The organism is Sphingobium sp. IP1 (assembly GCF_002708645.1).
GTDB lineage: Bacteria > Pseudomonadota > Alphaproteobacteria > Sphingomonadales > Sphingomonadaceae > Sphingobium > Sphingobium yanoikuyae.
Window position 1 is genome coordinate 1 of the sequence record NZ_NOIW01000093.1, and the last position, 20,994, is coordinate 20,994.

The following is a 20,994-nucleotide window of genomic DNA, read 5'->3' on the forward strand; positions in this document are numbered from 1 at the left end:
AGCACGATCTCCTGCGCCGAATCCATCATCGCCTCGGCCTGCGGCATCTCGATCGGGAACAGTTCCCACTGTGGATGGGTGCTGGTGATGTCCATTGGCCAGCAGCGCAGCTGCAGCGGTCCGCCGGTCGAACGGGGTTGCACCTTGCGCCCCTGTTTGTTGGGCTGGCCGGCGATGACGCTGAGCCGGGCGTCGGCAAAGCCGGTGACGCCGCCATTGGCCACGGTCAGCCAGGCCATGAGATCGAGATGGCGGCCATCATCCTGCATGTCGGCGACATAATTGGCGGCCCAGTCGAATCCCTCGGCCAGATAGGTAAGTTGCAGCGTGACGCGGGCGGACCGGGCGCTGGTGGCGATCACCGATAGCGTCGGGCGCGGCGACAGGTCGGTCGGCACGCGCGGATAGAGCATGCGTTCCGGCAGACCGCTGCATCCCAGCGCCTCATAGCCCTGCGCCGTCTGGACGATGACGCCGCCCATCGGCCCGGCGCTGATGATCGCATCCTGCTCGCTGACCTTGCCGGTCTTGCGGTCGGTGCGGCGCAGGGTGACGCTGCGCTTGAGATAGGCGTCGACCAGACCGGCGGGCGAGAGCAGCCGGGCATCGCGATTCTTCTCGCGCACGCCCTGCGGCATGCCCGAGAGGATCGCGGTTTCGGGCATCAGCCCCTCTGCCACCCCCTCGAACCGCACCACCGAGTCGCCTTTGGGCAGGTCGATGATGCGAGTCTCATTGATCAGCGCATAGCCGCCAGGCCATTTGGGATCGATCGCCCCCTTGGCGCGATCGGGCTGGCGATAGACGGTGACCGAGACCGAATCCGCCTTGGCCGAAACCACCGTCCCCGCCCGCGCCGGCGCGATGCCGAGGCAGAGCAGAAGTAGGGCGAGGACGCGCAGCAGCACGGCGCCGGCCCGGTCAGTAGCGCGAATCGAAGGTGACGCTGAGATCGACCGAGCCATTGGCCGGCACCGGCACGCTCCATTCCATCCGGTCGGCGGAGACGCGCTTGCCTTCGAGGCTTTGTGCGGTAACGCGGGTGTCGCCCCACAGCCCCTGCTGGGCCAGGTCGACCGTCACCGCTTCGGGCCGGGCATTGGTGAGCGTGTAGCGCATCCGCGTTTCCCAGCGCTGGCTGCCCTTCTTCGTGCGCTGCTCGACGGTCGGGCGCACCTTGACGTCGAATGCCTCGCCGGTGCGCAGCGCCATGGAGGAACCCATCGGCGTATGGTCGATGCTGTTCTCACCGATGAACTGCGGATCGCCGCGCGCGTCGCGCATATAGACGCGGATCGTGCCGGCCGGCAGCTGATCGCCAAGCCCGCCCTGTTTCGAGGTCGAGAATTTGAGCACGCTCGACGCGCTCATCGGCTCGGTCGAACTGCCCATCCAGCTATTGAGATATTCATAGGTCGCGCGCGCCGGCGCGCCCTTCACGTCGAGGAAGCTGACCTGCTTCTGCTGGGCATTGGCGATGGTCGTGCGATCGGCCAGCGGATAGAGATAATAGTCGCCCAGCCGCTCGCGCGGGCCGCTTTCGGTGCCGGCCTGGTCGATCGCGCCGCTCCCCCCCGTTCCCGACGACTGCCACCAGTTACGCCGCCCCCCGCCATTGGCCGGATTGCCGGCGACCAGGATCGTCTTCGCATTGGTGAAGCTCGTGCCCGTATTGTTGGTGAGCGTCACCCAGCCCTGCATGTCCATCGCGCCCTTGGCCGCGTCGAACAGTGCGACATAGTCGGCGGTCCAGCCAAGATTGGGCGTCAGATAGGATAATCGGGCCGGCACGGTGCCGCCGCGCGCGGCCTCGATCGTCACCGACAGGGTCGGACGGGCGCGCAAATTGGGCGGCACCCGATCGAAGATCACACGCACTGGCAGGCCGTCGTCGCGCAGCACCTCGATCCGCGAACCGATCTGCATGACGATGCCGCCATTGGCCGCGAGTATCTTGGCGCGCTCGCGAGTCTCGGTGCCGGTCGCGGGATTGGTGCGGACCAGCGTCACTTCCTGCCCCACCGCCTTGTCCATCAGCTTGTCGGGCGAGAGCAGGTCGAAATCGAAATTCTGCTCGACGATCGAGAAGCCGGGGCCGGAGAGATTGACCGTCTCGGGCCGGATGCGGGCCGAGACGTCGGGAAATTCGATGCGGTTGCGGCCGGCATTGACGCTCAATTGCCGGTCATCCTGCACCAGCGACGGACCGCCATTATAGATGGTGACGGCGACATCGCCCTGCGCAGTGGCGCCGGTGGGATCGACAGCAGCGGTCTGGGCAAAGGCGGCGGCCGGCAGCAGCAGCGCCAGACCGGTCAACAGGCGGACAGTCGTCATCAGGTCTGCACTCCCCTTATGCGACGATCTTCTGCCCCAAGCGGCTATATTTGCAAACAAAAAGGGCGGCGCCGGGATGGCACCGCCCTTTTTGTTTTTGGGGTTGCCCGAAAGCCGCGCTTATTCGGCGGCTTCGGTTGCCGGACGGGCGCGACGGGTGCGCTTGCGGGGCGCTTCCTCGGTCACGTCCGTGTCGCTGTCATTATCGGCGCGAGCGATCGAGGGCGGCAGGATGCTGACATCCAGGCCTTCATTCGCTTCGGTCGGCGCGGCATCGGCCTTGCGCGGACGGCCACGGCGCGGCTTGGGCGCTTCGGCGGCCGGCTCGGCTGCGAGTTCTGCAGGCTGTTCGGCTGCCACCGGCTGCTGCTCGGCGCCTTCCTCGGCCACCGGGCGGTCGCGACGATTGCGGTCACGACGGTTGCGGTCGCCCCGGTCGTTGCGGTCACCGCGGTCATTGCGATCACCGCGATCCTGGCGCTCGCCGCGCGGTTCGCGACGGTCATAATCGCGTTCGGCGCGCTCGGGCTGTTCGGTGCGGCCCTCTTCGGCGCCGTCCTCATTGCCCTCGAAATCTTCGCCCTCATCGTCGAAATTCTCGTCATTCCGGCGGAAGCGCTGCTGCTGCTCCTCCTGGCGCGAACGATTGTCGGCCAGCACGCGGAAATAATGATCGGCGAACTGCAGATAATATTCGGCGTTCACACGGTCGCCGGCCATCTGGGCATCGCGCGCCATATTCTTGTATTTCTCAAGAAGCTGGGCCGCATTGCCGCGGGCGCGGTTGTCGATACGGTTGCCGTTGTCGCCACCACCCCGGTTACCGCCATTGGGACGACCGTTGTTGTTATTATTCCGGCCGCGATTGCGGCGACCGGCCTGCCGGTTGTTGATCAAGACATGATCCTTGCGTTCGCTATGATAATATTCACTGAAAACACTGTTCAGCTGCTATCCCCAAGCACCGCCCCTTCCGTGGGGCCGGATGTGGCTCCGCCAGACATGATCCGAACCGGACCACGCCCTCAGCCACCAGAGGCGCTTGCGCAGCAGCGCCATCTTGACTTTCAGGAGCAGGAAAATGCCTTATCCATCAATGGCCTGATAAGGCCATGTCGCCGGAATGGCGGTTTTCCTGATCCCGATGTAATGGCATTCACGCGATAAACCAAGCAATTTTCGCTGTGGTAGCGTGAAATCCCGCCTTCTTATTCGCCCGGCGTGGCGACGAGGCAGCGATCATGCCCCGCAAGGTCGCGGCGCAGCGACACGCCCAGCCCCTGTGCCCGCAGCAGCGCCGACACGCTTTGCCCCTGATCATAGCCGATCTCGATCGCGGCCATGCCGCCCGGCGCGATCAGCGCGGGCAGTTGCGGCGCGATGCGGCGATAATCGTCCAGCCCGTCGGCGCCGGCAAACAGGGCGCTGGCCGGATCGTGCAGCACATCGCCGGCGAGCGGCGCGTCGGTGGCGATATAGGGCGGGTTGATCAGCAGCAGGTCGAACGGTCCGGTCACGCCGGCCGCCCAATCGCCCAGTTGGAAGCGCGCACGCGTCCCCATGCCCAGCCGGTCGGCATTGCCCTGCGCCACCCCCAGCGCTGCGGCCGAGGCATCGATGCCCAGCCCTGTCGCATCGGGCCACTGGTCGAGCGCGGCGAGCAGCAGCGCGCCCGATCCGGTGCCAAGGTCCAGCAGGGTCGCGGGCGCACGATCGCGGAAATGATCGACCGCCGCCTCGATCAGCGTCTCGCTGTCCGGGCGCGGGATCAATACGTCGGGGGTGACGGCCAGGCTGATCGTCCAGAAATCGCGGCTGCCCAGAATATGGGCGATCGGCGCGCCGGCCAGCCGTTGCTGCAGATGGACAGCGAAAGTGTCAGGGGCAGACAGATCGCGCTGGCGCAGCAGCAGGTCATTGCGGCCGATGCCCAGTGCATGGGCCATCAGCAGTTCGGCGTCGAGCCGGGGGGTGTCGCTGATCGCGGCTAAGCTGACAGTGGCGTCGCGCAGTGCATCGGCGACGCTCACGCCACCCCGTCCAACTGGGCGAGGCGCGCGGCCTCATCCTCGGCCACCAGCGCGTCGATCACTTCGGCAAGCCCCGGCCCTTCGAGAATTTCGGGCAGGCGGTGCAGGGTCAGGTTGATGCGATGGTCGGTCACCCGCCCCTGCGGGAAATTATAGGTGCGAATGCGCTCCGACCGGTCGCCCGATCCCACCATCGCCTTGCGCGCGCCGGCCTGTTCGCTCTGGGTGCGCTCGCGCTCCGCCTCATAGATGCGGGCGCGCAGCACCTGCATCGCCTTGGCCTTGTTCTTGTGCTGCGATCGCTCGTCCTGCTGTGTCACGACGATCCCGGTCGGCAAATGGGTGATGCGCACGGCGGAATCGGTGGTGTTGACGTGCTGGCCACCGGCGCCCGAGGCGCGATAGATGTCGATCTTGAGGTCGGAATCGGCGATCTGGACGTCGACCTCTTCCGGCTCGGGCAGGATCGCCACGGTCGCAGCCGACGTATGGATGCGACCACCGCTTTCGGTGACCGGCACGCGCTGGACGCGATGCACGCCGCTCTCGAACTTCAGCTTGGCGAAGACGCCGGTGCCGTTGATGCTGGCCACGACTTCCTTGAAACCGCCCTGTTCCGAGGCGTTGGCGGAGAGCATCTCCATCTTCCACCCCTGGGTATCGGCATAGCGCTGATACATGCGGAACAGGTCGCCGGCGAACAAAGCCGCCTCGTCGCCGCCGGTGCCGGCGCGGATTTCCAGCATCGCCGGGCGGGCATCAGCCGAATCCTTGGGCAGCAGCTGCAGCGCCAGCGCGCGCTCGGCATCGGGCAGCTGCCCCTTGAGCAGCTGCATTTCCTCCTGCGCCATTTCGCGCATCAGCGGATCGGCATCGCTGTCCTCGCCGCCGGCCATCTGTTCGAGCGCACGCAACTCCTGGCGCAGCCGGCGCACTTCATGCGCGGCCCGCGCCACCGGCTCGATCTCGGCATATTCCTTGGACAGTTTCACGAACGCATCGGGCGCGAGGTCGGCGCGCGTCATCGACGCCTGCACCTCGTCCCGGCGCGCCTCGATCTGCGCGATGCGTTCGGCGGAAATGTGCATCAGAGCTGAAACGGCTCTTGGACAACGACACCATCGGCGTTCGTCGTTACCGCATCTGGAAACTCATTCCGCATCACCTGCGCCCACATGGCGTCGGTAAGGCCGGCGAGAGCAGCCGTCGCTTGTGATCCTTGTTCAAGATCTTTGATGGCCACTTCGCCCCGCGCCAGCTCGTCATCACCGAGGATGATCGCATAGCGAGCACCCGACGCGTTGGCGCGCTGCATCCGCTTCTTCATATTGCCGCGATAGCCCATGTCGCAGGCGATGCCGGCACGGCGCAGATCGGCGATGATGCCAGTCGCCTTCGCCTCGGCCGCCTCGCCCATCGGGATCAGCACGACCTGCGGCTTGTCGATCGCCGGCTGGTCGATCAGCATCGCCAGCCGCTCGATACCCGCTGCCCAGCCAACCGCCGGGGTGGACGGACCGCCCAGATTTTCGATCAGGCCGTCATAGCGACCGCCGCCCAGCACCGTGCCCTGTGCGCCGAGCCGGCCGGTAATGAACTCGAACGCGGTGTGGCGATAATAATCGAGGCCACGCACCAGCCGCGAATTGCGTTCCCAGGCGACACCGGCGGCGTCGAGGCCGCTGGTCACCTTGTCGAAGAAGCTGCGCGCCTCGTCGGTCAGATAGGCGTCGATGTCCGGCGCGCTGTCGGCGATCGGGCGATCGCGCGGATCCTTGGAGTCGAGGATGCGCAGCGGATTCTTCGCCAGCCGGTCGATGCTTTCTTCCGACAGCTCGCCACGATGCGCCTCGAAATGGGCGATCAGCGCGGCGCGCCAGGCTTCGCGGCTTTCCGCGTCGCCGAGCGTGTTGAGGTTCAAGGTCACGCCTTCCGACACGCCCAGTTCGCGCAGCAGCTGGTCGGCCAGCACCAGCAGCTCGACATCGGCCGCCGGCTCGCCCGCGCCCAGGATTTCGGCGTCGAGCTGGTGGAACTGACGGAAGCGGCCCTTTTGCGGGCGCTCGTAACGGAACAGCGGGCCATGGGTCGCGACCTTGAGCGGCGCATATTGCTGCCAGCCCTCGGTAATATAGGCGCGTGAAATGCCGGCGGTGAATTCGGGGCGCAGGGTGATGCTGTCACCGCCGCGATCCTCGAACGTGTACATTTCCTTCGACACAACGTCGGTGCTTTCGCCCAGCGAACGGGCGAACACCGCGGTCGATTCAAAAACGGGCACTTCAACCCGCTGGAATCCATAGAGTTTGCGCACCCGGTCAAAGGTGGCGACGACATGGGCGAAGCGTTCCTGGAACGCCTCCGCCGTGCCGCCCAACATGTCCTGCGTTCCGCGCACCGGGCGCGGCGTTTCGATCTTCGCCATGGGGCAGCGCCTTTAACGATAATTGCGGCCCAAGGAAACGCGCTTTTTATGGCGGCATAAGGGGTGGACGCGGGCGATTCGCCCCGCCATGCTTGGGACAGACGGGCCGTCCGGCCCCCGTTCCTTTTCTGGAGACCGTCATGATCCGCAGCCTTGCTGCCGCCCTTTGCCTTTCGACCGCGATTGCCAGCCCGTTGCTGGCGCAGGACGTCATCCGTTCCAAGCCGACCGCCCTGCCCGTCGACAGCGCCAAGCCGATGCCCAAGGATGTCCCCTATCCGGGCGGCACGATCCGCCTTGACGTCGATGCCACCGACACGGTGCAGCGCATCTTCCGCGTGAAGGAAACCATTCCCGTCGCGTCGAGCGGCCCGATGACCCTGCTGATGCCCGAATGGCTGCCCGGCAACCATGCCCCGCGCGGCCCGATCGAGAAACTGACCGGCCTGACCTTCACCGCCGACGGCAAGCCGATCAGCTGGAAGCGCAATCCGCTCAACGTCTATGCGTTCGAGATCGACGTGCCGGCCGGCACCAAGCAGGTCGTGGCGCAGTTCCAGTTCCTGTCGGCGACCGCGACCAACCAGGGCCGCGTCGTCGTGACGCCCAAGATGCAGAATATCCAGTGGGAAGATGTCTCGCTCTACCCGGCCGGCTATTATACCCGCCAGATCCCGGTGCAGGCCAATGTCACCTATCCCGCCGGCTGGCAGGCGGCGACCGCGCTGCGCGGCAAGCGTAGCGGCGACACCATCGCCTATGACGTGATCGACTATGAGGCGCTGCAGGACTCGCCGGTCTTTGCCGGCACCCATTTCAAGGCGGTGGACCTGGGCCACAACGTCACGCTGAACATCGTTGCCGACGATGCCGACGAACTGGTGTTCAACACCGACCAGATCGCCAGGCACAAGAAGCTGGTGGCCGAAGCCGGCGCCGCGTTCGGTACCTATCATTTCGACCATTATGATTTCCTGCTGTCGATCACCGACGAGATGGGCGGCATTGGCCTGGAGCATCATCGCTCGTCCGAGAATCAGGTCGAGCCGGGCTATTTCAAGAAGTGGGATTCGGGCGAGGCGCTGCTCGACCGCAACCTGCTGCCGCATGAATTCACCCATAGCTGGGACGGCAAGTTCCGCCGCCCCGACCTGCTGTGGACGCCCAATTTCGACGTGCCGATGCAGGACAGCCTGCTGTGGGTCTATGAAGGCCAGACCCAGTTCTGGGGCTATGTGCTGGGCGCGCGTTCGGGCATGTTCTCCAAGCAGGAGACGCTGGACGCCTATGCCCAGATTGCAGCGAAGCTGGACACTACGCGCGGCCGCGAATGGCGCCCGATGGTGGACACCACCAATGATCCGATCATCTCCGCCCGCCGTCCCAAGGGCTGGGCCAACTGGCAGCGGTCGGAGGATTATTATAATGAAGGCCTGATGATCTGGCTGGAGGTCGACGGCATCCTGCGCCAGCAGACCAAAGGCGCCAAGGGCATCGACGATTTCGCCAAGGCCTTTTTCGGCATCAAGCCGGGCGACTGGGGCCAGGTCGTCTATAATCGCCAGGACGTGATCGACACGCTGAACGGCGTCGCCCCCTATGACTGGGCCGGCCTGTTCCACAAATATGTCGACAGCCCCACCACGGAAACGCCCAAGGGCGGCTTCACCCTGGGCGGCTACAAGCTGGTCTATACCGATACCCCCAATGCCATCACCAAGGCGGCCGAAGGCGCGCAGAAGACGGTCGACCAGAGCTTTGGCGTGGGCCTGACGGTCAAGAATGACGGCGATATCGCGGCCGTGATCTGGAACAGCGCAGCGTTCAAGGCCGGCCTTGCGGTAGGATCGAAGATTATTGCGGTGAACGGCAATGAATATTCGAGCGACGCATTCAAGACGGCGCTGACCGAGGCTAAGGACGCGAAGAAGCCGATCCAGCTTATCCTAAAGCAGGACAAATATTATCGTACCCTGACCCTCGCTTATTCGGATGGCCTGCGCTATCCGCACCTCGAAAAGACCGGCACCGGCGAAGGCAGCCTCGACAAGCTGCTGCAGCCGCGCACCTGAAGATTTCCAAGCAACCGCATGTAAAAGGCGAAGATGCATGAATATTGACCTGATCCCCGTCGGCGAAGATCCGCCAAACAGCCTGAACGTCATCATCGAGGTGCCGGTTGGCGGCGAACCCGTGAAGTACGAGTTCGACAAGGCCTCGGGCGCGCTGTTCGTCGATCGCATCCTGCATACGCCGATGCGCTATCCGGCGAATTACGGCTTCGTGCCGCACACCCTGTCGCCCGATGGCGATCCGCTCGACGCGCTGGTCATCGCCCGCTCGCCGTTCGTGCCCGGCTCGGTCGTGCGCGCACGCCCGATCGCCGTGCTGAACCTGGAAGACGAAGCCGGCGGCGACGAGAAGCTGGTCTGCGTGCCGGACAACAAGACCTTCCCCTATTATAATAATGTCGGCGAGAAGGACGATCTGCCCACCATCGTGATGGAGCAGATCGAGCATTTCTTCACTCACTATAAGGATCTGGAAAAGACCAAGTGGGTGCGCATCGGCACCTGGGGTGGCGCGGAAGACGCCAAGCGGATCACGCTGGAAGCGATCGAACGCTATCAGGCCGAGAAGAAGAAGGGCTGAGCCCCTTTGGCATAGCCGATTGAAAAGGGCCGCGCGGTGATGTTCCGCGCGGCCCTTTTCTTATGGGTCAGATCAATCGGTCGGCCTCCAGGGCGAGGGCCAGCGGATCGCGGCCGCGCGGGGTGCGGGCGTGGAGGCGAGCATCCGCCTCCACCAGCCGAGCGACGCCCATGTCGAGCTGCGCTTCCGGCAGGGTGAAGGGTAGGCGCAGGAACCGCTCGAACGCGCCATTGACGCCGAAGCGCGGGCCGGCGGCTATGCGCACGCCATGATTGCCCGCCAGCGCGGCGAGCGCGCTTGCCTCCGCGCGGGGCAGTTCGGCCCAGAGCGACAGGCCGCCGGCCGGCGATTCCACCCGCCAGTGCGGCAGATGTTTTTCCAGTTGCGCCAGCAGATGGTCGCGCCGGTCGCGCAGCATCGCCGCGCGCGGACCCAGCCCCTCGTCCGCGTCCATCAGCTGGGCGACGGCGAGCTGCTCGACCACGGGGCTGGCCATGTCCATCGTCGTGCGGATGCGGCCGAGCGCGGCCACGGTCTGCGGATCGGCACGGATCCAGCCAACCCGAAGCCCGCCCCAGAAGATCTTGCTGGCCGACCCCAGGGTGATGACATGGCGGCCGGACGGATCATGGCAGGCGACCGGCGGCGGCGGCGATCCGTCGAGCCCCATCGCCACCATCGTCTCGTCGATCACCAGCGGCGTGTGGGTGCGCATCGCCACCGAAACCAGCGCGCGGCGGGTCGCCGGGTCCATGCTGCGCCCGGTGGGATTGTGGAAATCGGCGATGATATAGGCAAAGCGCGGCGCGGTCTGGCGGAAGGCCGCGTCCATGGCGTCGATATCCCAGCCATGGACCGGCAGGCCGACCGGCACCGGCACGACATTGGCCCGCTGCAACGCCTGGATCGCATTATGATAGGTGGGATGGTCGATCACCGCCCGGTCGCCCGGCCCCGCCAGCCATTGCAGCAGCAGCGAGAAACCCTGCTGCGCACCGTTGGTGATCATGATCTGGTCGGGATCGGTCGGGCAGCCACGCCGCTCATAATGGGCGGCGATCGCCCGGCGCAGCACCGGCAGGCCGAGCGGATCATAGCCCAGATCCCCCAGATAGGCGGGCAGCGCCTCGACCGCATGGGCATAGGCCAGGCCCACGCCGGGCGCGGCCGGCAGCGCGGCATGGGTCCAGTTGAGCAGATTGTCGCCGGTGACCCCATCGATGTCGGGCGTCGGGGTCTCGACCCGGCCGGGCGGCAGGCGGGTGACGCTGCCCGACCCCTGCCGGCTTTCCAGATAGCCCTCGTCGCGCAGCCGGTCGAAGGCGGCGGCAATGGTGGTGCGGCTGAGCCCCAGCGCGGCGGCCAGTTCCCGCTCGCCCGGCAACCGGACATTGAGGCCGATCCGCCCGTCCAGCACCAGCATCCGCAGCGCCTGCGCCAATTGGCGATAGGCCGGCTCGGCACTGTCCTGCGCGCGCCAGGCGCCCAGCAACCGCAGCAGCGAGGGGGGCCGAAGGAAGGAAGTGGACATGGCGATCAATCCAATCAGAGAGATTTGAAGGCCACTTACGCGCCATTGGTCCTTTTGTAAAAGGCCAATTTGGCTAGTCCTGATGCCCATGATGACCCGCCGCCTCTTCCAGCTCTTCTGGGGCCTTGTGCTCTACGGCTTTGCCATGGCGCTGATGCTGCGCGCCAATCTGGGGCTCGATCCCTGGGATGTGCTGCATCAGGGACTGGCGCCCAAGCTCGGCCTCAGCTTCGGCATGACGGTCAACCTGGTCGGCGCGGTCGTGCTGCTGCTCTGGTGGCCATTGCGGCAGCGGCCGGGGATCGGCACGGTCTGCAACATTTTGGTGATCGGCACGGCGGTGGACATCAGCCTCCATTATCTGCCGACGCCGGACGGCTATGCGATGCGCGCCGCCTGGCTGGGCGCGGGGATCGTGCTGAATGGCATTGCCGGTGGCGCCTATATCGGTGCCGGCCTGGGGCCGGGTCCGCGCGACGGATTGATGACGGGCCTGTGCCGCCGCAACGGCTGGCCGGTCAAATGGGTGCGCACCGGTATCGAGATCGCGGTCCTGGCGACCGGCTGGATGCTGGGCGGCACGGTCGGCATCGGCACCATCGTCTATGCCGCGACGATCGGCTGGATCGTCCACCATGCCCTGCCCTTCTTCACGATCACGCCGCCCGAGCGCCCGGCGATCGCGGGATAAGTTGCCCCCTGACCGGCCGACAGAAACCCGTCGGCCGGTCCTTTTCTGCATTGAAAATGCGTTGCATCTTCCTTGACCGGACCGGGCAGTCGGGCATGATCCCGCCTCCGCCATTCCCGACGATCAAGGAGTCCCCGCCGATGCGCGCCTTCCTCGCCGCTGCCCTTACCCTGCCCTTCGCCGTCGCGGCCTCCGCCGCGCCGCCGGAGCAGGCGCTCGCTCCCCTCGCCTTCGAACAGATCGCGCCCGCTGGCACCAAGATGCCGCGCTTCAAGGTCGATGCCGCCTGGCCGGCCATGCCGGGCGATCTGCTGCGGAGTCAGGTCGGCGGCGTTGCGGTCGGTCCGGACGATTCGGTCTGGGTCGTGCATCGCCCGCACAGCCTGACCGCGACCGACACGGGCCTCGCCGAATCGCCCGCCACCGCCGTCTGCTGCAAGCCGGCCCCGCCGGTGGTGCGCTTCGCCCAGGATGGCCGCTATCTGGGCGGCTGGGGCGGCGCCGCCAGCGCCCCCACGGTCGATGGCGTCAATCAATGGCCCGCCAGCCTGCATGGCATCTTCGTCGACAAGGCCGGCAGCGTCTGGTTCGGCGGCAATGGCAAGGGCGACCATGTCGTCATGAACTATACGCCGGAGGGCAAATATATCCGCAGCTTCGGCCGGCGCGACAAGACCGGCGGCAATGATGCGACCGATCAACTCGGCAACCCGTCCGACATCAATCATTCGGACGGCATGGTGCTGATATCCGACGGCTATGTGAACCGCCGGGTGATCGGCTTCGACGACCGGACCAATAGCTACAAGGGCCGCTGGGGCGCCTATGCCAAGCCGCCGAGCGGACCGGTGCTGCAGGGCACGTTCGACCAGAGCCATGCCGTCGATCCCAGCCGGGTCGCCGATCCCAAGTCCGCCATCTTCAACAGCATCGTCCATTGCGTGGTGCCGACGAATGACGGCCACCTCTATGTCTGCGACCGCAACAATAACCGCGCACAACTGTTCAAGCGGGAGAAGGATGGCGGCCTGACCTTCGTGCGCGACCTGGCGATCGCGCCGGAAACCGGCGGCACCCACACCGTCACCGACATCGCCTTCTCGCCCGACCCCGACCAGACCTATCTCTACGTCGCCGACATGATGAACGGCCGCATCTGGGTGCTGGAGCGCAAGACCCACACCGTGCTTGGCGCCTTCGGCCGGATCGGGCGGCAGGCCGGGCAATTCACCTGGCTGCACAGCATTGATACCGACAGCGCCGGCAATATCTATGCGACCGAAGTGAACACCGGCCGCCGCGTGCAGAAGCTGGTCTTCACCGGCATCGAATGAAGGGAATCCTGCTCACGTGGCGACCGAACTCTACGACCTGACCGTCCCCGCCTTCCGGCGTGGCCTGCGCGTCCTCTCCACCCTGCTCGACAAGGGTGCGGTTTATGCCGCCGAACAGGGGATCGATCCCGCCACGCTGACCGGCGCCCGCCTGATCGAGGATATGCGCCCGCTGACCGCACAGGTGCAGCTCGCCACCGACAGCGCCAAGGGCGCGATCATCCGCATCGGCGAGCTGGAGCCCCTCCCCCTGCCCGACACGGAGGAGACGTTCGCCGACCTGCAGGATCGCATCGCCCGCACCATCGCCTTCCTGGAATCGGTACCGCGCGACAGGATCGACGGGCGCGAGGAGGCGACCGTCATCCTCAAGACCTCGCGCGGCGAATTTTCCTCCACCGGGCGCAGCCATGTGCTGACCTTCTCGCTGCCCAATTTCTATTTCCACCTGACGACCGCCTATGCCCTGCTGCGCCAAGCCGGCGTGCCGCTGGGCAAGCTGGATTATCTGGGCGGACTGTAATCAGCCCGCCACCAGCCGGACATAGGCGCTGGAGACCCAGCCGCTGGTGCAGGGACCGGCATAGGCCTGCTTGCGGTCGACCGGTTCGCGCACGCCGCAATCGGTCGGTGCCGCGCCTTCGGGCGCTGGCGGCGGGATCACCACGCCCAGCCATTTCTGGTCGATGCTGCGGGTGCAGACATGCACCCGCGCGCCTTCGGCCAGCTGCGCCAGCGCCTTCGCCTCGGCAAAGGGCGCGGACCGGACGCTCAATCCCTGCGGCCCGACACGGGTCGCCTGTCCCATCGCGCCGCAGGCATCGAGCCGGGGGCCATCCTCGCCGATCGTCACCGGCCGGGCCAGGGTCGCCTCGATCCGGGTTTCGGGCATCGCCTCGCGCGGGGCGCCGGCCAGCGAGCTGTTGGGCAATTCGTCGGCGACTTCGCTGCTGCGCGAGCAGGCGGAAAGCAGCATCAGGGCAAGGATCGGGACAACACGCATGAGCGCCTGATAAACCGCCCCAAAGCCGGGTGGAAGCCGCCATGTTTCGCTTTAGTTTCGAGGCGCCATTCCCTATATGCTGGGTATGAGCGACGAACAGCAGAACAGCCCCAACAGCAATGAATATGGCGCCGACAGCATCAAGGTGCTGAAAGGCCTCGACGCCGTGCGCAAGCGGCCCGGCATGTATATCGGCGACACCGACGACGGGTCGGGCCTGCACCATATGGTGTTCGAGGTCAGCGACAATGCGATCGACGAGGCGCTGGCCGGCCATTGCGACCGGATCGTCATCACGCTCAACCCCGACAACAGCGTCAGTGTCGAGGATAATGGCCGCGGCATCCCGACCGGCATCCACAAGGAAGAAGGCGTGTCGGCGGCCGAGGTCATCATGACCCAGCTGCACGCGGGCGGCAAGTTCGAGAACACGTCGGACGACAATGCCTATAAGGTGTCGGGCGGCCTGCACGGCGTGGGCGTCTCGGTGGTGAACGCCCTGTCCGAATGGCTGGACCTCAACATCTGGCGCGACGGCAAGGAACATTGGATGCGCTTCGCCTATGGCGATGCCACCGCGCCGCTCAAGATCATCGGCGATGCGCCCGAGGGCAAGAAGGGCACCCGCGTGACCTTCCTCGCCTCGACCGAGAAGGTGCCGGGTGATGGCGGCACGTTCAAGAACCAGACCGAATATGATTTCGACAAGCTGGAGCATCGCTATCGCGAACTGGCTTTCCTCAACAGCGGCGTGCGCCTGTTCCTAGTCGATGCGCGCCATGAGGAGAAGAAGGAAGTCGAGCTTTATTATGAGGGCGGCATCGCGGCCTTCGTCAAATATCTCGACCGCAACAAGAATGCGCTGATGCCCGATCCGATCGCGATCGCCGGCACCCGCGACGACGTGACCATCGACGTCGCGCTGGAGTGGAACGATTCTTATTACGAGAATGTCCTCTGCTTCACCAACAACATCCCGCAGCGCGATGGCGGCACGCACTTGGCTGCCTTCCGCGCGGCACTGACCCGGACCCTCAACAGCTATGCCGAAAAGACCGGCCTGCTGAAGAAGGAGAAGGTGAGCCTCACCGGTGAGGATATGCGCGAAGGCCTGACCGCGATCGTTTCGGTCAAGCTGCCCGATCCCAAATTCAGCTCGCAGACCAAGGACAAGCTGGTCAGCTCCGAAGTGCGCCAGCCGCTCGAAAGCCTGATGGCCGACAAGATGGCCGAGTGGCTGGAAGAGAATCCCGGCCACGGCAAGATGATCGTCCAGAAGGTGATCGACGCCGCCGCCGCCCGTGAGGCGGCCAAGCGTGCGCGTGAACTGACCCGCCGCAAGGGCGCGATGGACATCGCCTCGCTGCCCGGCAAGCTGGCCGACTGTCAGGAGCGCGACCCCGCCAAGTCCGAACTCTTCCTGGTCGAGGGTGACTCGGCCGGTGGTTCGGCCAAGCAGGGCCGCAATCGCCACAATCAGGCGATCCTGCCGCTGAAGGGCAAGATCCTGAACGTCGAGCGCGCGCGCTTCGACAAGATGCTGTCGTCCAAGGAAGTCGGCACGCTGATCCAGGCGATGGGCACCGGCATTCGCGACGATTTCAACCTGGACAAGCTGCGTTACCACAAGATCGTCATCATGACCGACGCCGACGTCGACGGCGCGCATATCCGCACGCTGCTGCTGACCTTCTTCTATCGCCAGATGCCCCAGATCATCGAGGCGGGCCATCTCTTCATCGCCCAGCCGCCGCTCTACAAGGCGAGCCGTGGCCGGTCCGAAGTCTATCTGAAGGACGAAGCCGCGCTGGAGCAATATCTGGTCGACAATGGCGTTGACACGATGGCGCTGGAAACCACCGGCGGCGCCCGCACCGGCGACGATCTGCGCAGCCTGATCGACCATGCCCGCCGCATGCGCGCGGTGATGCGCTATGTGCCGCGTCGCTACGACCCGGCGATCATCGAGGCGCTGGGCCTGACCGGCGCGCTTGATCCCGAACTGTCCGAAACACAGCTGGCCGAACGGCTGGCCACGGCGGTCGCGTGGATCGCATCGCATGATTCCGAAGGCAAGTGGACTGGCCGCATCGCCGAGGGCGGCGGCTTCCATTTCGAACGGCTGTGGCGCGGCGTGACCGACCATCATGTCATCGAAAATGGCTTCCTGGGCTCCGCCGAAGCGCGCAAGCTGCACGGCACCGCCAGCGAAGAGGCGGAAAGCTATGCCAAGGGTAGCCGCCTGGTCTCGGCCAAGGCCGTCGCCGCGCAGGACGAACTGGGCGAGGACGAACTACCCGCCGTGTCGGCCAAGGGCGTCAACATCTCGCGCCCCAGCGAATTGCTGGAAGCGATCCTGTCCGCCGGCCGCAAGGGCCTGTCGATCCAGCGCTACAAGGGTCTGGGCGAAATGAACGCGGAACAGCTGTGGGAAACCACGCTGGACCCGGACAATCGCTCGATGCTGCGCGTCGAGGTGGAACAGGCCGACGTCGCCGACGAAATCTTCACCAAGCTGATGGGCGACGTGGTCGAACCGCGCCGCGAATTCATCCAGGACAATGCGCTGAACGTCGCCAACCTGGACGTTTGATCGGATGACTGCGCCAGCCCGCACCCCCGCCCGGCCACCCAATCAGGATAATCTCTTGGGCGGCCGGGTGGGGGTGCGGGCCGGTGCGGCTCCGTGCGCCGTCAGGCGCACCCAAAACCTATGACCGATCTGCCACGCTGCAGCTGGGTGGGACCGGACCCACTCTACCAAAGCTATCATGACGAAGAATGGGGCGTGCCCCAGCATGATTCGCGCATGCTGTGGGAAATGCTGATGCTGGAGGGGTTCCAGGCCGGGCTCAGCTGGATCACCATCTTGCGCAAGCGCGAGGCGTTTCGCGCCGCCTTTGCCGGCTTCGATCCGGACAAGGTCGCCGCCTTCGGTCCCGACGATGTCGAACGGCTGATGGCCGATCCCGGCATCGTCCGCGCCCGTGCCAAGATCGAGGCGACGATCAGGGGCGCGCAAATCTATCGCGCGATGCGCGACGCCGGCGAGGATTTCGCCGCCTATGTCTGGTCCTTCGCGCCCGACGGGCCGATCATCGGCGACGGCACGACCTTCCCGACCCAGACCGCCCTGTCGGAGGCGATTTCCAAGGATCTCAAGAAGCGCGGCTTCAAGTTCGTCGGGCCTACCATCGTCTATGCCTGGATGCAGGCGATCGGCATGGTCGACGATCATGCGGTCCATTGTTTCCGGCGGACCGGCCCGTGAAGATGACGGCGATGTTGACAGGGCTCTTAGCCCTTGCCGCCTGCTCGGGCGATCCCGTGCCGCCGAACATGGTCGACAATCGCGCCGACAATGCGATCGCCAACGCGGCCCCTGCCCTCAATCAGGCGATCGTCGCCAATGAAAGTGCCGCGCCCGAACCGGCCCCTGCCCCGATCGCGCAACCGACCACCGCCGCTGTTTCCCGTGAAACACCCGCCGCCCCTCCTCCCCCTGAGGAATATCGCGCGATCGGCACCGAGCCTTTCTGGGCGGTGATCGTCACCGGATCGGTCGCGACCTTGCAGCGGCCCGATCATCGTCCGCTGCGCTACAGCGTCACCCGCACCGATGATCCCCGCGCCATCCGCTTTCTGGGCGATGGCTTTGCAATGACCGTCACCGAAGGGCCGTGCAGCGACGGGATGAGCGACGCCATCTGGTCCGACCGGGTGCAGCTTTCCTTCGGCGAAGGCGTGCTGAAGGGCTGTGGCGGCTACAAGGACGGCGGCGAATAGGCGGGATCGCCGCCATCGCTCGTCTAACCCGGCAAACAGGGAGCATGTGACGATGAGCGACCAGCCCAAAGCCGATGTTGCGCGGCGCAACTTTCTCCTCACCGCCGGAATCGCGCTCGCCGCGACCGGCACGACTGTATCGGCGCAACTTTCCGTGCAGCCGCCGGTGCCGCCAAGCGGGCCAAAGAAGAAGCTCGGCATGGTGTTGTTCGACGGGTTCGAACTGCTCGACGTGTTCGGCCCGCTGGAAATGTTCGGCATGCTGAAAGACCGGGTCGAGATTGTCATGATCGCCGACAAGGCCGGACCAGTGCGCAGCGGCGCCGGGCCGCAGACGATCGCCGATCATGGCTTTGCCGATGCGCCGAAACTCGACATCGTGATGATCCCCGGCGGCCTCGGCACCCGGCGGGAGGTGAACAACCCCGACTTCCTCGCCGCGGTCCGCACGCTGGCGCAGGATACGCCGCAGGTAGCCACGATCTGCACGGGCTCCGGCCTGCTGGCCAAGACCGGGCTGATCGACGGGGTGAAGGCGACCAGTAACAAGATGGCCTGGGCCTGGGCGACGGCGCAGGGAGCCAAGGTCGCGTGGATCCCGCATGCCCGCTGGGTGGAGGACGGCAAATATATCTCCTCCTCCGGCATTTCGGCGGGGACGGACATGGCGCTGGGCCTGATCGCCAAACTCTATGGCAAGGAGATGGCCCGCTGGGTCGCCAACCGGACCGAATATCGCTGGCAGGAGGATGCGAGCGATGATCCCTTTGCCAAGCTGAACGGGTTGCCGGGGTAAGTCCAAGCCTTACCCCTTCCGTCATGCCAGCGAAGGCTGGCATCTCTCTTTCTTGGCATCAATGGAAGAAAGAAGCGGGATCCCAGCCTTCGCTGGGATGACGGCAGTAGAGGGGGGCGGCGAATGCCCCCCTCAATCCGCGCGCATGGCCTCGGCCACCAGCGCCTCGGCCTCGATCAGCAGCGCGTCCTCGGCATCGCGCTGCGCCACCTGTTCGCGGCCGATCAGGATCAGCAGCGGCACGGCGAGCGGGCTGACCCGGTCGAGCGGCACATGCAGCATGGTCGACGCCGCCCGGTCAATGAGGTCGCCCAGCCGCCCGACATCGGTCATCCGCGCCCGCGCATCGGCCCAGGCGGCCTTGAGCAGCAGATGATCGGGCTGATATTTGCGCAGCACGTCATAGATGAGGTCGGTGGAAAAAGTGACCTGCCGCCCGGTCTTTCGCTTGCCGGGATGCTGGCGCTCGATCAGGCCGGAGATCACGGCGACATCGCGGAAGGCCCGCTTGAGCAGGCTCGACTGCTCGACCCAGTCGACAAATTCATGGTCGAGGATATCGGCGGAAAACAGGCTTTGCGGATCGGTCACGGGCTTGAGGCCATAGACCGCCAGCGCATAATCGTTCGACACGAAGCCCAGCGGCATCAGCCCCTGTGCGTCCATCCGCCGGGTCAGCAACATGCCGAGCGACTGGTGCGCGTTCCAGCCCTCGAAACTGTAGCAGACCATATAATGGCGCCCCTCATGCGGGAAGGTTTCGACCAGCAGCTGCCCCGGTTGCGGCAGGGCGGAACGGGCGCGCTGCACCTCCAGCCATTCGCGCACATCGTCGGGAAAGCGGTGCCAGGCGTCGGGTTCGGCCAGGAAATGGCGCACCCGGTCGGCCAGCCGCGTCGACATCGCCATGCGGGTGCCGCCCCAGCTGGGGATGCGCGCGGTCTTGGCTGTCGCGCGGACCACCAGGTCGCTGGTGTCCATCCGCACCACTTCCAGCGCCATACCGGAGAAGAAGAAGCTGTCGCCCGGCCGCAAGGTGGCGGCAAAGCCCTCCTCCACCGTGCCGAGCTTGCGCCCATTGGCGAAGCGCACCGCCAGCGCGGGCTGATCGACGATGATGCCGGCATTCATCCGGTGCTGCTGGATGAACTTGGGATGCGACACCCGCCAAGTGCCGTCGCCCTCCCGCACCAGCCGCTTGAACCGGTCATAGGCGCGCAGCGCATAGCCGCCGCCCTCGATGAAATGCAGCACATGGGCAAAGCCCTCGTCGGTCAGCGCGCTATAGGGGGTGGCGGATCGGATTTCGGCCAGCAATTCCTCCTCGCGGAACGGCCCGGCACAGGCGATCGCCATCACATGCTGGGCCAGCACGTCGAGCGCGCCGGGGCGGAAATCATCGGCGTCCCGCTCCCCCGCCTCGACCGCGTCCAGTGCCGCGCGCGCCTCCAGATATTCGAAGCGATTGCCGGGGATCAATATCGCCTCCGACGCCATGTCGAGCCGATGATTGGCGCGGCCGATGCGCTGGAGCAGGCGCGAACTGCCCTTGGGCGCGCCCATCTGGATCACGCAATCGACATTGCCCCAGTCGACGCCGAGGTCCAGCGAAGCGGTCGCCACCAGCGCGCGCAGCTTGCCCGCCGCCATCGCCGTCTCGACCTTGCGCCGCGCCTCGATCGACAGGCTGCCATGATGGATGGCGATCGGCAGGTTCGCGTCATTGACCGACCATAATTCCTGAAAGATGAGTTCGGCCAGGCCGCGCGTGTTGCAGAAGACGAGCGTGGTCTGTCGCGCCGATATCTCCGCCATCACCTGGCTCGCGGCATATTTGCCCGAATGGCCCGACCAGGGCACCCGCCCCTCCGGAATCAGGATGGTGACGTCCGGCTCGGCCCCCGCCTCCCCCAGCACCGGCGTCACCGCATCGATATCGCCATCGGGCGCCAGCCAGGCGCGATAGGCATCGACATCGGCCACGGTCGCGGACAGCGCGACCCGGCGCAGCTCCGGGTTGATCGCCTGCAACCGCGCCATCGACAGGTTGAGCAGGTCGCCGCGCTTCTGCGTGGCAAAGGCATGGACCTCATCGACGATGACGGTGCGCAGATGTTCGAACAGCAGCGCCGCGTCGGGATAGCTCAGCAGCAGCGACAGGGATTCGGGTGTGGTCAGCAGGATGTGCGGCGGCCGCACCCGCTGCCGCGCCTTGCGATCCGACGGCGTATCGCCGGTGCGCGTCTCCACCCGCACGGCCAACCCCATTTCCTCGATCGGCGTCAGCAGGTTGCGCCGCACATCGACCGCCAGCGCCTTCAAGGGCGAGACATAGAGGGTGTGCAGCCCATCGGCGGGATGGGCGATCAGGTCGGAAAGCGTCGGCAGGAAGCCGGCCAGCGTCTTCCC

At 65.8% G+C, this 20,994-nt stretch carries 18 protein-coding genes; 9 read left to right on the top strand and 9 right to left on the bottom strand.

Annotated elements, in window-relative coordinates:
* From CG471_RS23145 to hisS, 6 genes are all read right to left on the bottom strand, one after another.
* Positions 1–908 (bottom strand): DUF4139 domain-containing protein (locus CG471_RS23145; RefSeq protein WP_373562070.1); only part of this gene is annotated, 908 nt, incomplete at its 3' end.
* Positions 909–921: 13 nt separating this feature from the next.
* A complete protein-coding gene (locus CG471_RS23150; protein ID WP_099233893.1) occupies positions 922–2,337 on the bottom strand; it encodes a DUF4139 domain-containing protein in 1,416 nt (471 codons plus the stop codon).
* A 120-nt stretch (positions 2,338–2,457) separates the two neighbouring features.
* A complete protein-coding gene (locus CG471_RS23155) occupies positions 2,458–3,234 on the bottom strand; it encodes a DUF4167 domain-containing protein (protein ID WP_099233894.1) in 777 nt (258 codons plus the stop codon).
* A 311-nt stretch (positions 3,235–3,545) separates the two neighbouring features.
* Complete coding sequence (gene prmC, locus CG471_RS23160; RefSeq protein WP_099233895.1) at positions 3,546–4,367, bottom strand: peptide chain release factor N(5)-glutamine methyltransferase; 822 nt, start codon at positions 4,365–4,367, stop codon at positions 3,546–3,548.
* Entirely contained in the window at positions 4,364–5,455 is a 1,092-nt protein-coding gene (gene prfA, locus CG471_RS23165) for a peptide chain release factor 1 (RefSeq protein ID WP_010335732.1), read from the bottom strand. Before prfA ends, prmC begins: the two co-directional genes overlap by 4 nt.
* Positions 5,455–6,792 (bottom strand): histidine--tRNA ligase, encoded by a 1,338-nt coding sequence (hisS, locus tag CG471_RS23170; RefSeq protein ID WP_257211661.1) that lies wholly within the window; start codon positions 6,790–6,792, stop codon positions 5,455–5,457. The genes prfA and hisS overlap by 1 nt, the downstream gene beginning before the upstream one ends.
* Positions 6,793–6,932: 140 nt before the next feature.
* Between hisS and CG471_RS23175 the strand changes: the two genes are divergently transcribed.
* Together CG471_RS23175 and ppa are read left to right on the top strand one after the other, a co-directional pair.
* Complete coding sequence (locus tag CG471_RS23175; RefSeq protein WP_099233896.1) at positions 6,933–8,864, top strand: M61 family metallopeptidase; 1,932 nt, start codon at positions 6,933–6,935, stop codon at positions 8,862–8,864.
* A gap of 37 nt (positions 8,865–8,901) precedes the next feature.
* Positions 8,902–9,444, top strand: a complete 543-nt coding sequence (ppa, locus tag CG471_RS23180) for an inorganic diphosphatase (RefSeq protein WP_004209136.1) — start codon at positions 8,902–8,904, stop codon at positions 9,442–9,444.
* Positions 9,445–9,511: 67 nt separating this feature from the next.
* On the opposite strand, the gene CG471_RS23185 is transcribed toward ppa, so the two are convergent.
* A complete protein-coding gene (locus tag CG471_RS23185; protein ID WP_099233905.1) occupies positions 9,512–10,975 on the bottom strand; it encodes a PLP-dependent aminotransferase family protein in 1,464 nt (487 codons plus the stop codon).
* 82 nt (positions 10,976–11,057) lie between these two features.
* Here CG471_RS23185 and CG471_RS23190 point away from each other — a divergent pair, with 82 nt between their 5' ends.
* The 3 genes from CG471_RS23190 to CG471_RS23200 all read left to right on the top strand — a co-directional run bounded on the left by CG471_RS23190 (position 11,058) and on the right by CG471_RS23200 (position 13,523).
* Complete coding sequence (locus CG471_RS23190) at positions 11,058–11,666, top strand: YitT family protein (RefSeq protein ID WP_099233897.1); 609 nt, start codon at positions 11,058–11,060, stop codon at positions 11,664–11,666.
* Between the two features lie 140 nt (positions 11,667–11,806).
* Positions 11,807–13,000 (top strand): hypothetical protein, encoded by a 1,194-nt coding sequence (locus tag CG471_RS23195; RefSeq protein ID WP_099233906.1) that lies wholly within the window; start codon positions 11,807–11,809, stop codon positions 12,998–13,000.
* Between the two features lie 16 nt (positions 13,001–13,016).
* Positions 13,017–13,523 carry a DUF1993 family protein gene (locus CG471_RS23200; protein ID WP_099233898.1) on the top strand — a complete coding sequence of 169 codons (507 nt, stop codon included), beginning with the start codon at positions 13,017–13,019 and terminating at the stop codon, positions 13,521–13,523.
* Here CG471_RS23200 and CG471_RS23205 read toward each other — a convergent pair whose 3' ends face one another.
* Positions 13,524–14,003 (bottom strand): hypothetical protein, encoded by a 480-nt coding sequence (locus CG471_RS23205; RefSeq protein ID WP_099233899.1) that lies wholly within the window; start codon positions 14,001–14,003, stop codon positions 13,524–13,526.
* A gap of 85 nt (positions 14,004–14,088) precedes the next feature.
* On the opposite strand from CG471_RS23205, the gene gyrB reads away from it, so the two are divergent.
* The 4 genes from gyrB to CG471_RS23225 all read left to right on the top strand — a co-directional run bounded on the left by gyrB (position 14,089) and on the right by CG471_RS23225 (position 18,585).
* Positions 14,089–16,596, top strand: coding sequence for a DNA topoisomerase (ATP-hydrolyzing) subunit B (gyrB, locus tag CG471_RS23210; protein ID WP_099233900.1), 2,508 nt, complete (start codon positions 14,089–14,091; stop codon positions 16,594–16,596).
* Between the two features lie 120 nt (positions 16,597–16,716).
* Entirely contained in the window at positions 16,717–17,274 is a 558-nt protein-coding gene (locus tag CG471_RS23215) for a DNA-3-methyladenine glycosylase I (RefSeq protein WP_099233901.1), read from the top strand.
* An 11-nt stretch (positions 17,275–17,285) separates the two neighbouring features.
* Positions 17,286–17,789 (top strand): membrane-like protein, encoded by a 504-nt coding sequence (locus CG471_RS23220; protein ID WP_257211662.1) that lies wholly within the window; start codon positions 17,286–17,288, stop codon positions 17,787–17,789.
* A 52-nt stretch (positions 17,790–17,841) separates the two neighbouring features.
* The gene (locus CG471_RS23225; RefSeq protein WP_099233903.1) at positions 17,842–18,585 is read left to right on the top strand and encodes a DJ-1/PfpI family protein; all 744 of its coding nucleotides are present in this window, start codon (positions 17,842–17,844) and stop codon (positions 18,583–18,585) included.
* Positions 18,586–18,717: 132 nt separating this feature from the next.
* Here CG471_RS23225 and CG471_RS23230 read toward each other — a convergent pair.
* Positions 18,718–20,994 (bottom strand): ligase-associated DNA damage response DEXH box helicase (locus tag CG471_RS23230; protein ID WP_099233904.1); only part of this gene is annotated, 2,277 nt, incomplete at its 5' end.

Coding starts and splice junctions, on each gene's coding strand:
- hisS (WP_257211661.1), bottom strand. CDS start 6,792: ATGGCGAAGATCGAAACGCCGCGCCCGGTGCGCGGAACGCAGGACATG.
- CG471_RS23185 (WP_099233905.1), bottom strand. CDS start 10,975: ATGTCCACTTCCTTCCTTCGGCCCCCCTCGCTGCTGCGGTTGCTGGGC.
- gyrB (WP_099233900.1), top strand. CDS start 14,089: ATGAGCGACGAACAGCAGAACAGCCCCAACAGCAATGAATATGGCGCC.
- CG471_RS23175 (WP_099233896.1), top strand. CDS start 6,933: ATGATCCGCAGCCTTGCTGCCGCCCTTTGCCTTTCGACCGCGATTGCC.
- CG471_RS23220 (WP_257211662.1), top strand. CDS start 17,286: ATGTTGACAGGGCTCTTAGCCCTTGCCGCCTGCTCGGGCGATCCCGTG.
- CG471_RS23195 (WP_099233906.1), top strand. CDS start 11,807: ATGCGCGCCTTCCTCGCCGCTGCCCTTACCCTGCCCTTCGCCGTCGCG.
- ppa (WP_004209136.1), top strand. CDS start 8,902: ATGAATATTGACCTGATCCCCGTCGGCGAAGATCCGCCAAACAGCCTG.
- CG471_RS23215 (WP_099233901.1), top strand. CDS start 16,717: ATGACCGATCTGCCACGCTGCAGCTGGGTGGGACCGGACCCACTCTAC.
- CG471_RS23150 (WP_099233893.1), bottom strand. CDS start 2,337: ATGACGACTGTCCGCCTGTTGACCGGTCTGGCGCTGCTGCTGCCGGCC.
- CG471_RS23225 (WP_099233903.1), top strand. CDS start 17,842: ATGAGCGACCAGCCCAAAGCCGATGTTGCGCGGCGCAACTTTCTCCTC.
- CG471_RS23190 (WP_099233897.1), top strand. CDS start 11,058: ATGCCCATGATGACCCGCCGCCTCTTCCAGCTCTTCTGGGGCCTTGTG.
- CG471_RS23205 (WP_099233899.1), bottom strand. CDS start 14,003: ATGCGTGTTGTCCCGATCCTTGCCCTGATGCTGCTTTCCGCCTGCTCG.
- prfA (WP_010335732.1), bottom strand. CDS start 5,455: ATGCACATTTCCGCCGAACGCATCGCGCAGATCGAGGCGCGCCGGGAC.